Origin of the sequence: Actinoplanes rectilineatus (genome assembly GCF_000962825.1) — a bacterium.
Lineage (GTDB): Bacteria > Actinomycetota > Actinomycetes > Mycobacteriales > Micromonosporaceae > Actinoplanes > Actinoplanes rectilineatus.
The window spans coordinates 132,893-144,258 of record NZ_JZKF01000003.1; the positions used below are offsets into that span (position 1 = coordinate 132,893).

An 11,366-nucleotide genomic window follows, 5' to 3' on the forward strand; every position below is an offset into this window, starting at 1 on the left:
GAGGACGCCGGTTTTCTCTCACTCTCATTCTCGTCGTCAGCCACCGGTTCCGGGGATTGCCGCGCGGTCCCCGGCCGGGGTGGCATGTCCGTCGGGATTCTCGGCGACGAAGACCAGGGGCGCGGACCGGCCGTACCGGGCGGGGAGTTCGCGGCGGGCCCGGGCGAGGTCGTGGGTGCCGATCTCCACTCCGGCGCCGTCGTTGCGGCTGCCCACGGTGACTATCCGTACGCCGCGGTCGGACCAGTACGCCAGGTCGGCGACCACCCGGTCGTTCCAGTGGCCCAGTTCGCCGACGCCGTGGGCCGCGTCCCGGACCACGATGCACGAGTCTTCGGCGTTGGTCCGGACGAAGTCGTCGAAGCCTGCCGACGGAACCCGGTACAGGATCGCCCGTACTCGCATCTCGTCGACCTCGACGCCCGCGAAGCTGGCGCCGAACCGCTCGCGTCCGCCTTTGTCGATCCGGTCGACGGTGGCGCCGAGCCGTGCCGGGGTGGTCGGCAGCCGGATGCCGCCGACGACGGTGTACTGCGGCGCGCGCCGGAATTCGCAGCCGGCGGTTCGCCATCCGCCGAGCGGTCCGCCCTGGTCGGGCTGGCCTGCGCTGCCGATCCCGGTGCATCCGGTCGCGCTCAGCGTCAGTGTCACGGCGGCCAGCATCCGGGCCGCCTGATCGCGGTGCATCGCCATTCCCCTCCGAGCGAGAGCCGTCCAAAGCCGTGCAAAAGCCGCGCCAAAGCCGAGCCGGAACCGCGCCAAAGCCGAGCCGGGCCGACAGCCGCACCGACCGCCGGGCCGACCGACGAAACCGACAGCCGGTGCAACGAACGGCAGTCACACCAAGTGGCTCATATGGTGACTTTCAGCCACGGCGGCGTCCGGATCGGAGGAATGCTCGCGGACGAGCCATAAGGATGACCACGGCGACCCCGGCGAGCAGCAGCGCCAGGCCGGGCAACGCCTCCGGGCGTGGCTGCTGGCCGAGCCACAACCAGGCGAGCAGGGCCGCGCCGGGCACTTCGAGCAGGATCAGCACGCTGACCGTGGTGGCCGAGGTGCGCTGCAGCGCGTAGTTGAACATCGAGTGCCCGAGCAGTTGGGCGCCGACGACGACGGCCAGGATCGCGAGCCAGGTGCCGTTGTCGTAACCGCCCAGGTCGGCGCCGGCGATCAGGCAGACCGGCAGCAGGATCACCGCGCAGGTGCCATAACAGATCCAGGTGTACGTGGTGGTGCTCAACGTCGTCCGGGCCCGTTCGCCGAGGGCGGTGTAGACGGCGGCGAAGATCGCGCCGAACAGTGCCAGCACGTCGGCGAGCACGGCCTGTCCGGAGACGGCGATGTCGGCGCCGGTGGCCCATGCGGCGCCGGCCACCGCGAGGCCGATGCCGATCCAGCCGTGGACGCCGGGACGGCGGCCCTGCGCCGCCGCGATCAGTCCCTGCCAGACCGGTTGGGTGGCGACCAGGGCGGTGGCGGTGGCGACCGAGCCGAGTTGCACGCTCGGCATCCAGGTGGCGAAGTGCGCGGCCAGGGTCACGCCCGCGAGCAGGCAGAACAGGCCTGCTCGACGGTACGGCCCGAAGAGGATGCCCCGGATCTCGGCCCGCCGGGCGACCGCTGCGACGGGGGTCAGCACGGCGGTCGCGATGGCGTTGCGCCAGAACGCCACGGCCAGCGCCGGAGCGGCGGCGAACGCGATCAGTGGGCCGGAGGAGGAGACGGCGAGGACGGCCACGGTCAAGGCGAGGACGGTGGCCGGTTGACGAGGTGAGCGCGTATTCATCCCTGGCAGTCGCTTCTTGCGTGCGTGACCAGGCATACGCGACCAGCCCCATTGGCGGAGAGTGACGGAATGGATACAGTCACCGACGGTTCCTTGCCCGTTTCAGCACCTCGATGCCCGGGAGGCCGATTTACGTGCCCGCGTACCGTGCCGTGGTATTTGACTTTTTTGGCACGTTGACCCGATCCGTTCAGCGTGGGCCCCAGCACGCGGACATCGCCCGGGCCCTCGGCGCCGACCCCGAAGCCGTCCGCGGCGTCCTCGACCGCACGTTCCGGGCCCGCGCCTGCGGACGGTACGGCTCGGCCGAGGCCACCCTCGCCTGGGTGATCGAACAGGCCGGCGGCCGGCCGCGACCCGGTGCGATCCGCGCGGCGATGCCGGCCCGGGTGGACGCGCTGCGCGCCGACACCCGGTTGCGCTCCGACGCGGTCTCGGCGCTCACCGCCGTCCGGGGCCGAGGCGTCCGCACCGCGCTGATCAGCGACTGCACCCACGAACTGCCCGCCTTCCTGCCCGGGCTCCCTGTGGCGCCGCTGCTCGATGCTCAGATCTACTCCGTGGAGATCGGAGTCTGCAAACCGGACCCGGAGATCTATCTGGCTGCTTGTGATCAGTTGGGTGTCGCACCGCGGGACTGCCTGTACGTCGGGGACGGTGGCAGCCACGAGCTGACAGGGGCCGCGGCCGTCGGCATGACCCCGGTCCGGCTGGCCGCTCCGGATCTCGCGAACCACCTGGTCTTCGACGCCGACACGAACTTCGCCGGGCGGACCGTCCGGTCGCTCACCGACGTGCTCACGTTGATCGACCCGCTGCCGGTCCTGGTCTGAGCCCGGCGCCACGCCTGCGTGCGAGGATGGCCGGGTGAGTTCTGGCGTGCTGGAAGAGGCGATCAAGAAGGCGTCGATCGCCTGGATCTCGGTGGGCGACGCCCCGGCGTACGCGCTCTGGTGCCTGCCCGTGGAGAACACCCTGGCCGTGGTCAGCGGTGCCGGCGAGCAGTTCGCGCCGGGCCTGGACCGGGCCGAACGGGCCACGGTCCGGCTGCGCGGCGACCACGGCGGGCTGATCGTGCAGTCCGAGGCGACGGTGGCCCGGGTGCTGCCGGGCAGTCCGGAGTGGGACGAGATCGCGCCGCAGCTGGCCGCGAAACGGCTGAACGCCTCCGGCAGCGCCGAGGACCTGGTCACCCGCTGGGTGGAGACCGGCTGTGCGGTGGTCCGGCTGACCCCGGTGGCCGAGACCGTGCTCGGCGGTTCCGGCCTGTCGTCGGAGTCGGCTGCCGCACCGCCCCGGGAGACGCCGGCCCGGGTGGAGACCCGCAAGCCGTTCCGCCTTCACAAGGTCCGCAAGCGCTGATCGGAAGCGGTCAGCCCCGAAGGAGTGATCAGCCGATGAAAGGCGGGACCGCGATCCGGCCCTCAGCGACCGGGTAAACCGAACCGGCGACGGTGGCCGTGACGGCCGCACCGCCCACCGCGGTGACCGTGCAGTCCAGCAGCGACGGCCGTCTCATCTCGATGCCCTGGTGCACCCGGTACGACGAGGTGCCCTCGCCGGGCAGCCACCCCGCGTCGACCAGCCAGACGCCCAGACCCAGGGCCGCCGACCCGGTCGCCGGGTCCTCGTCCACGGCGGAACCGGCCACGAACACCCGGGCGTACGCCTCCCGGTTCCCGGCCGACCAGGCGAAGACGCTGAAGTCGCTGACGCCGGTCAGTTCGGCGGCGGCCGCGTTCGCCCGCGCCTTCGCGAGTGCCTCCCGGCGTACCGGAAGGAACACCCAGTCCAATCCGCACCCGGCCGCACGTGGGGCAGCAGGCCCGGCATGGTCCTCGGCCGTCAGGCCGACCGCCGCGAGGACCGCACCCGGCGCGAACGTCGCGCCCAGCCGGGGCTTCCCACCGGTCAGCGTGCCGTGACCGTTCTCGGTCACCTCGATAGGCAGCAGGCCGGCGCCGCACTCCTGCACCACCCGGCCCGGCCCGAACAGGCCACGGCGCATCGAGGTGACCGCGGATCCCACGCTCGGGTGACCCGCGAACGGCAGTTCGAGCTCCGGAGTGAAGATCCGCAGGCGGTATCCGGCCTCGGCGGTGGTGGCCGGCAGCACGAACGCGGTCTCGGAGAGGTTGAACTCCCGGGCCATGGCCTGCATCTGATCGGTGCCCAGGTGTTGTGCGCCGTAGACCACGGCGAGCGGATTGCCGGCGAAGGGCCGATCCGTGAACACGTCGACGATCTCGTACGCCACGGTGGACATGTCCGGACCCTAACCTAGTCTGGGTCCGTGACCATGGGGACGAGGGTTTATCTGGCTCGCCTCGCCGGCCTGGCGGTTTTCGACCCCAACGGGGACCGGGTCGGACGGGTTCGCGACGCGGTGGTCCGACTCCGCACGACCAACCGGCCGCCGCAGGTCGTCGGTCTCGTCGCCGAGATGGCGCTGCGCCGCCGCATCTTCCTGCCCATCGGGCGGGTGACCAGCATGGACGCCGAGTCGGTGGTGCTCAGCACGGGCACGCTCAACCTGCGCCGGTTCGAGAAACGGCCGAACGAGCTGCTGGTGCTGGAGGATCTGCTGGACCGCCGGGTGACCGTGACGCCCGAGCACGGCGACGGGCCGGAGCAGGGCGCCACCGTGGTGGACGTCGGGATGGAGCTGAGCCGCAACACCGAGTGGCAGATCACCCGGGTCGCGGTCCGCGGGCACACCGGCCGCCTGGCCCGCCGGGGTCACGTCTTCCAGGCCGAGTACGACCGGGTCCGCGGCCTGGTCGGCCCGACCGACACGCAGGGCACCTCGAGTCTGCTGGCCCTGCTGGACCAGATGCGCCCGGCCGACATGGCGAACGTGCTGCAGGACCTGCCGGACGCGCGGCGCAACGAGGTGGCCGCCGCGCTGAGCGACCGCAAGCTCGCCGACGTGCTGGAGGAACTGCCCGAGCACGACCAGGTGGAGATCCTGGCCCGGCTGGACCGGGAACGCGCCGCGGACGTGCTGGAACGGATGGACCCGGACGACGCGGCCGACCTGCTCGCCGAGCTGCCCAAGGCCGAGCAGGCGGTGCTGCTCGACCTGATGGAACCGGAGGAGGCGGCACCGGTCCGGCAGCTGATGGACTACCAGCCGGGCACCGCGGGCAGTGTGATGACCTCCGAGCCGGTGATCCTGACCCCGGACACCACGGTCGCCGAGGCGCTCGCCCGGATCCGCGAGCCGGAGTTGTCCGCCGTGGTGGCGGCCCAGGTGTTCGTGGCCCGGGCACCGGCCGCCACGCCGACGGGTAAGTACCTCGGCATGGTGCACTTCCAGCGACTGCTGCGCGAGCCGCCGTCGTCGATCGTGGGCGGACTGGTGGACGACGGCATCGAGCCGTTGCGCACCGGGGCCGGACTACTCGAGATCACCCGGCGGATGGCGACGTACGACCTGGTCGCGATGCCGGTGATCGACTCCAACCACCGGCTGCTCGGCGCGGTGACGGTGGACGATGTGCTGGACCACTCCCTGCCCAGGGACTGGCGTGACAGAGACGCGGCCTCATGAGCGAGACACGGCGGGACCGGCTGGACCAGCCTCGCGAGCCGGGCCGGGTGCAGCTGCCCAGGTTCGATCCGGAGGCCTTCGGCCGCTGGTCGGAGGGGATCGCCCGGTACATGGGGACGGCGAAGTTCATCGTCTACATGACGGTGCTGATCGCCGCCTGGTTCGCGTGGAACACCCTGGCGCCGGACCGGATGCGGTTCGACCCGTACACGTTCACGTTCCTCACCCTGATCCTGTCGTTGCAGGCGTCGTACGCCGCTCCGCTGATCCTGCTCGCCCAGAACCGGCAGACCGACCGGGACCGGCTGGCCATGGACGAGGATCGACGCCGTGCCGCCCTGCAGAAGGCCGACACCGAGTTCCTGACCCGGGAGATAGCGTCGCTGCGGATCGCCCTCGGCGACGTGGCGACCAGGGATTTCCTGCGTAACGAGCTGAACCGGCTGGCGGACGAGCTGGACGAGGCCGCGATGCGGCGGGAGAAGCGGGCGCGTACGGAGTGGGAGGAGGAGCACCCCTGACCTCGACGTAGCATGGCAGGCATGTCCGCTCCTGCTCCCACGCTCGAGGATGCCGTCCAGGCCGCTCTGGCGACCGTGGACGACCCTGAGATCCGCCGCCCGATCACCGACCTCGGCATGGTCTCGGGCTTCACCATCGGCGACGGCCTGGTGAAGGTCGACCTGCTGCTCACTGTCGCCGGCTGTCCGCTGCGGGACAAGCTGACCACCGACATCACCGACGCCGTCACGAAGATCCCCGGCATCGACCGGGTCGAGATCAACTTCGGTGTGATGAACGAGGAACAGCGCAAGGCGCTGCAGACCACGCTGCGCGGTGGCGGGGAGAGCGCGGAACCGGTCATCCCGTTCGCCCAGCCCGGGTCACGCACGCGGGTGTACGCGGTGGCCAGCGGCAAGGGCGGCGTCGGCAAATCCAGCGTCACCGTGAACCTGGCCGCGGCCCTGGCCCGGCGGGGCCTGTCGGTCGGCGTGGTCGACGCCGACATCTACGGCCACTCGGTGCCCCGCATGCTCGGGGTGGAGGGCCGTCCCACCCGCGTCGAAGAAATGATCATGCCGCCGCAGTCGCACGGCGTGAAGGTCATCTCGATCGGCATGTTCACGGCCGGCAACGCCGCGGTGGTCTGGCGTGGTCCGATGCTGCACCGCGCGCTGCAGCAGTTCCTCGCCGACGTCTACTGGGGCGACCTGGACGTGCTGCTGCTCGACCTGCCGCCGGGCACCGGCGACGTGGCGATCTCGCTGGCCCAGCTGCTGCCGAACGCGGAGATCCTGGTGGTCACCACGCCGCAGACGGCCGCCGCCGAGGTCGCCGAGCGGGCCGGAGCCATCGCGCTGCAGACCCACCAGCGCCTGGTCGGCGTGGTGGAGAACATGTCCTGGCTGGAGCTGCCGGACGGCTCGCGGATGGACGTCTTCGGCTCGGGCGGTGGCCAGGCGGTCGCCGACTCGCTGACCCAGACGGTCGGTGCGCGGGTGCCGCTGCTCGGTCAGATCCCGCTGGACACCCGGGTCCGGGAGGCCGGCGACGGGGGCACCCCGATCGTGCTGGCCGAGCCGGACGCCCCGGCAGCGAAGGCGCTGGACGCGGTGGCCGACAGCCTGGCCGTCCGCCGCGAGTCCCTGGTCGGCAAGCCGCTCGGCCTCATGGTGACCACCAAGAACTAGACACGGCTCACCACGCCCGCTGAAAGCTGGATCAACCAGCAATCGCTGCAGGCCAGGGGAGGCGTTTCACGTAGCGTCGAGGTCGTAACGCTGCGCCGGTCGGGGAGCCTCGACGGGCGCAGCGGCCTTCTCCGGGGCCTTCTTGATGTCGACGGCCGACGCGACCTCGTTCAGCTCGGTCTTGACGCCGTTCAGGTCGCCCTTCACATCGTCGTAGAGGGTCTGCAGCGGCTTGCGGATCGCCGCCTCGTCCTCCTCGCTGAGGATGTGCTTGCGGATGAAAGCCTTCGGATGCAGATCCTCGAGCTGGATGTCGGTGCCGAGCTCACGACTCAGGTCGGTGGTCGCGTTCTGCGCCATGGCGCGCAGGCCACGCAGCATGCGCAGGCCGTCGCCGATCACCTTGGGCAGCCGCTCCCCGAAGATCAGAAGCGCCAGCATCAGGAGCGCGCCGATCTCCCACCAGTTCAGATTCTCGAACACTTACTGCCTCCCGGGCGTCCGGGGCCAAGCGTACGCACGCCGACTGTGACCGCACAGCCCCGGGACTGTGCGCCACTTGTCAGTTCGTGTCGGCCGCCAGCGTCACCGAGGCCGAGGCGGTCTTGTTGCCGCGGCGGTACTCCACCGCGACCACCGATCCCGGCGCGTACTTGCGGACCAGGGCGATCAGGTCGGTGCCGTCGTCGAGCAGGTGCCCGTCCAGCCGGGTGACCACGTCGCCGCTCTTGAGCGCCGCGGCGGCGGCCGGTCCGGCCGGCTCCACGGCACGCAGCCGGGCCCCGCTGTAGGAACCGCCGGTCATCACCTCGGCACCGATCACCGTCCGGCGGGCCTTGCCGGTGTCGATGATGTCCTGGGCGACCCGCTTCGCCTGGTTGATCGGGATGGCGAAGGCCAGGCCGATGTTGCCGGCCTCGGTGTCGCTGGCACCGACCGAGCGGATCACCGAGTTGACCCCGACGACCTGACCGGACGCGTCGACCAGCGGGCCACCGGAGTTGCCCTGGTTGACCGCGGCGTCGGTCTGGATGGCCGCGTAGTACCGGGTGACGCCGCTGGAGTCGCCGCCGCTCTGCACGATGGGCCGGTCCAGCGCGCTGACGATGCCCTGGGTCACCGTGTTCACCAGGGCCAGCGGCGAACCGAAAGCGAGCACCGGGTCACCGACCGCGATCGTGTCCGAGTCACCCAGGCCCACCGGGGTCAACCCGGACTTTGCGACTTTGATCACTGCGACGTCGGACTCCGGGTCCCGTCCGACCAGCTTCGCCGAGGCCGTCGAGCCGTCGCTGAACGACACCGACATGGCCCCGTCGGCGCCCGCGACGACGTGATCGTTGGTGATCACGTAGCCGTCGGTGGAGACCACGAAACCGGACCCGATCGCACCCGAGACCCGGACCGTCACCACGCTCGGCAGCACCTGATCGACCACTCCGGCGGTCGACTCGGGCGCGTGCTGGACGGCGCCGGCGGTCTGCGGAGCGGCGCCCAACTGGGTGCCGCCACCGGTCGCGTAACCGCCGCGGACCGCGAAGACGAAGCCCAGCGTGCCGCCGACACCACCGGCCAGCAGGGCCGTGACCAGGCAGATCAGAAGGATCGGCGACCACGGGCGGCGCGGCGCGTCGGGATCGGGGACGACCTCCAGCGGCGGGCCCCCGGACGGCGCCGGCGGTGGCAGGTGGATCGCCGCCGCCGAATAGGGATCACGCCACGGATCCGACGAGGCATCGGACCACCACGCCGCTTCCGGAGCACCCGGAGCAGGCGGCATCGATGGCCGGCGCCAATGTCCGCCGTCGGTCACGTCGGTGCCTCCACTCATCGTTCGCCCGGCTCCGCGCATCCAGGATGACACGGAATCGCCGGATCACACCCACCCACCGGACACCTCGCTGCCCGCGGTGGCTGGTTTATCCATCGACGGTCAGGTGCATCACCCGAGAGCATCGCTCTACTCTCTTATCCGATGTGCGCGGTTTCCAGCCGCCGGCATCGACAGTCGCTCGGAGGTCGTCATCATCGGTCCAGCTCGTTCCTTCGGTCAGCAGGCGCATGCCACGCCGTTCGCCGAGACCTACGCCACCGAGGACCCGGTCCTGCAGACCGCGCGTGCCCTGGCGCACGAGCTCGGCCTGCCCTGCGTCTCGCCGGGCGCGGGCTCGGTGCTCAGCCTCCTCGCTGCCGCGGGCAGCGCCAAGGCCGTGGTCGAGATCGGCACGGGTACGGGTGTGAGCGGCATCTGGCTCCTCCGTGGCATGGTCCCCGGTGGCATCCTCACCACGATCGACGTGGAGCGGGAACATCAGAGGATCGCCCGCCGGATCTTCCAGGAGGCCGGGTACACCTCGTCCCGGACCCGGATCATCAGCGGTCGTGCCCTGGACGTGCTGCCCCGCCTGGCCGACGGGGCGTACGACATGCTGTTCGTCGACGCCGACACCACCGAGTTCGCGGCGTGCACCGAGGCCGCCCTGCGGATGCTGCGCCCCGGCGGCGTACTGGTCGTCAACGGGGCGCTGGCCGGCGGCCGGATCGGTGACCCGGCCGCCCGTGACGTCGACACCCTGACCGTCCGCGAGACGGTCAAGGCGATCAAGGAGTCGGAGGACTGGACGCCCGCCATCATCCCGTCCGGCGCCGGCCTGCTAACCGCCGTACGCCGCTGAGAGATAGCGCAGGAGCGTCCGCGCGCCCCAGCCGGTGGCACCCTTGCTGAGGTCGAGGTCGTCCGCCTCGGCCCAGCTCGGCGCCGACATGTCGATGTGCGCCCAGGTGGTCTCCCCGAAGAAGTCCCGCAGGAACAGGGCCGCCATCACCGACCCCGGGCCGGGCGCCGCGCTGACCCGGTCGGCGATGTCGCTGCGCAAGTTGTCGACGTAGTCGTCGGCGAGCGGCAGGCGCCACATCTTCTCGCCGGCCGCCGCGCCCGCCTCGGCGAGTGCCGTGGCCAGGGCGTCGTCCGGGCTGTAGAGGGCGGCGGTGCGCTTGCCCAGGGCGACCGCGTTGGCGCCGGTCAGCGTGGCCAGGTTGAGGATCAGGTCGGGGTTCAGCTCGGCGGTGGCGTAGCCCAGCGCGTCGGCGAGCACGATCCGGCCCTCGGCGTCCGAGTTGAGGTTCTCGCTGGTGCTGCCGTCGTAGTGGGTGATCACGTCACCGGGACGGAAGGCGGAACCGCTGATCGCGTTCTCGGCGAGCGGGAGCAGTGCGGTCACCCGGACATGGAGTCCGAGGTCGGCGACGCCGAGCGTGGCGGCGAGGACCGCGGCCGCACCGCCCATGTCCTTCTTCATCAGCTTCATGCCGTCGCGCGGCTTGATCGAGATGCCGCCGGTGTCGAAGGTGATGCCCTTGCCGACCAGCACCACGTGCGTGGTCGCGCCGGCGGGCGCCCAGGACACCTCGACGAACCGGGGCGGGGTCACCGAACCGCCGCCGACCGCCCGGATGCCGCCGAAGCGCTGCAGCTCGTCGCCGGCGCGGACGGTGACGGTCAGCCCGGGACGGCTCGCCGCCTCGGCGACGGCCTGGCCGGCGAACCACTCCGGGTTCTTCACCGAGGACGGGGTGTTGGTGAGGTCACGGGCCAGCCAGGTGGCGGCCGCGGTGATCCGGGCCTGTTCCAGGGTCGCCGCGAACTCGGCGGCCCGGGCGGTCACGATCCGCACCTCGGCGGACCGGGGAGCCTTGGGCGCGTCGCGGTAGCGGTAGCCGCCCAGCCAGAGGCCCTCGGCGAGGCCGCGCAGGGCCTCCGGACCGGCGTCGGACGGGAGCCGCACCTCGAGCTCCTCAGCGGCCTCTGCGGCCCGGACGGCGGCGGCGCCGGCGGATCGCCAGGCTGCCTCGTCACCGGAGCCGACACCGGCCAGCAGAGCACGGGCCGGCTCGCGCAGCGGACGCGGCAGAACCAGCACCTCACCGGCGGCGCGGACGCCACCGGCCAGCACGGCAGCCTCGGCGTCGAGGTCGCCGGCGGGGCCGTCACCGGGCAGTACGCCCTGCGGGCCGACCGGCAGAACCCGGGTGGCCGCCTCGTCTGGTGACGGGGTCAAACGGATAACGAACACGGGAGGATGACCTTTCCTTAAGACGTGGAAAGCCCGCCGGTACGGGCGGTACCGTACCGGCGGGCTCGCGTGAAACGTCAGCCGGCGATCGACTTCAACGCGTCACCCAGCGCGTTGGCCTCGTCCGGAGTCATCTCAACGACGAGACGGCCACCACCCTCCAGCGGGACGCGCATGACGATGCCACGACCCTCCTTGGTGACCTCCAGCGGACCATCGCCCGTCCGCGGCTTCATCGCCGCCATCTTGTCTCCCCTCAG

At 71.4% G+C, this 11,366-nt stretch carries 13 protein-coding genes; 6 read left to right on the forward strand and 7 right to left on the reverse strand.

Annotated elements, in window-relative coordinates; translation table 11 throughout:
* Nucleotides 1–36 precede the first annotated feature (36 nt).
* On the reverse strand, nt 37–687 hold the full coding sequence (locus WH85_RS03075; RefSeq protein ID WP_045740220.1) for a hypothetical protein: 651 nt from the start codon (nt 685–687) through the stop codon (nt 37–39).
* 178 nt (nt 688–865) lie between these two features.
* Nucleotides 866–1,789 (reverse strand): DMT family transporter, encoded by a 924-nt coding sequence (locus WH85_RS03080; RefSeq protein ID WP_045740097.1) that lies wholly within the window; start codon nt 1,787–1,789, stop codon nt 866–868.
* A gap of 134 nt (nt 1,790–1,923) precedes the next feature.
* Here WH85_RS03080 and WH85_RS03085 point away from each other — a divergent pair, with 134 nt between their 5' ends.
* Both WH85_RS03085 and WH85_RS03090 read left to right on the forward strand, forming a co-directional pair.
* Entirely contained in the window at nt 1,924–2,622 is a 699-nt protein-coding gene (locus WH85_RS03085; protein WP_045740098.1) for an HAD family hydrolase, read from the forward strand.
* A gap of 34 nt (nt 2,623–2,656) precedes the next feature.
* A complete protein-coding gene (locus WH85_RS03090) occupies nt 2,657–3,151 on the forward strand; it encodes a hypothetical protein (protein WP_045740099.1) in 495 nt (164 codons plus the stop codon).
* Nucleotides 3,152–3,179: 28 nt separating this feature from the next.
* Here WH85_RS03090 and WH85_RS03095 read toward each other — a convergent pair whose 3' ends face one another.
* Entirely contained in the window at nt 3,180–4,055 is an 876-nt protein-coding gene (locus tag WH85_RS03095; RefSeq protein ID WP_045740100.1) for a PhzF family phenazine biosynthesis protein, read from the reverse strand.
* 27 nt (nt 4,056–4,082) lie between these two features.
* Here WH85_RS03095 and WH85_RS03100 point away from each other — a divergent pair, with 27 nt between their 5' ends.
* Genes WH85_RS03100 through WH85_RS03110 form a run of 3 tightly spaced genes read left to right on the forward strand, consistent with a single transcriptional unit; the run spans nt 4,083 to nt 7,033 of the window.
* Nucleotides 4,083–5,342 carry a magnesium transporter MgtE N-terminal domain-containing protein gene (locus WH85_RS03100; protein WP_045740101.1) on the forward strand — a complete coding sequence of 420 codons (1,260 nt, stop codon included), beginning with the start codon at nt 4,083–4,085 and terminating at the stop codon, nt 5,340–5,342.
* Nucleotides 5,339–5,863, forward strand: coding sequence for a DUF1003 domain-containing protein (locus WH85_RS03105; RefSeq protein ID WP_045740102.1), 525 nt, complete (start codon nt 5,339–5,341; stop codon nt 5,861–5,863). The genes WH85_RS03100 and WH85_RS03105 overlap by 4 nt, the downstream gene beginning before the upstream one ends.
* Nucleotides 5,864–5,884: 21 nt before the next feature.
* Nucleotides 5,885–7,033 (forward strand): Mrp/NBP35 family ATP-binding protein, encoded by a 1,149-nt coding sequence (locus tag WH85_RS03110; protein WP_045740103.1) that lies wholly within the window; start codon nt 5,885–5,887, stop codon nt 7,031–7,033.
* Between the two features lie 66 nt (nt 7,034–7,099).
* Here the strand turns inward: WH85_RS03110 and WH85_RS03115 are convergent, their stop codons facing one another.
* On the reverse strand, nt 7,100–7,516 hold the full coding sequence (locus tag WH85_RS03115; RefSeq protein ID WP_045740104.1) for a twin-arginine translocase TatA/TatE family subunit: 417 nt from the start codon (nt 7,514–7,516) through the stop codon (nt 7,100–7,102).
* A 79-nt stretch (nt 7,517–7,595) separates the two neighbouring features.
* A complete protein-coding gene (locus WH85_RS03120) occupies nt 7,596–8,846 on the reverse strand; it encodes a S1C family serine protease (protein ID WP_045740221.1) in 1,251 nt (416 codons plus the stop codon).
* A 292-nt stretch (nt 8,847–9,138) separates the two neighbouring features.
* Between WH85_RS03120 and WH85_RS03125 the strand changes: the two genes are divergently transcribed.
* Nucleotides 9,139–9,708, forward strand: a complete 570-nt coding sequence (locus WH85_RS03125) for an O-methyltransferase (protein WP_045740222.1) — start codon at nt 9,139–9,141, stop codon at nt 9,706–9,708.
* On the opposite strand, the gene WH85_RS03130 is transcribed toward WH85_RS03125, so the two are convergent.
* Complete coding sequence (locus WH85_RS03130) at nt 9,688–11,106, reverse strand: leucyl aminopeptidase family protein (RefSeq protein ID WP_052720106.1); 1,419 nt, start codon at nt 11,104–11,106, stop codon at nt 9,688–9,690. The genes WH85_RS03125 and WH85_RS03130 overlap by 21 nt on opposite strands.
* A gap of 77 nt (nt 11,107–11,183) precedes the next feature.
* Complete coding sequence (locus tag WH85_RS48410; RefSeq protein ID WP_014447667.1) at nt 11,184–11,351, reverse strand: DUF3117 domain-containing protein; 168 nt, start codon at nt 11,349–11,351, stop codon at nt 11,184–11,186.
* Nucleotides 11,352–11,366: the final 15 nt, after the last annotated feature.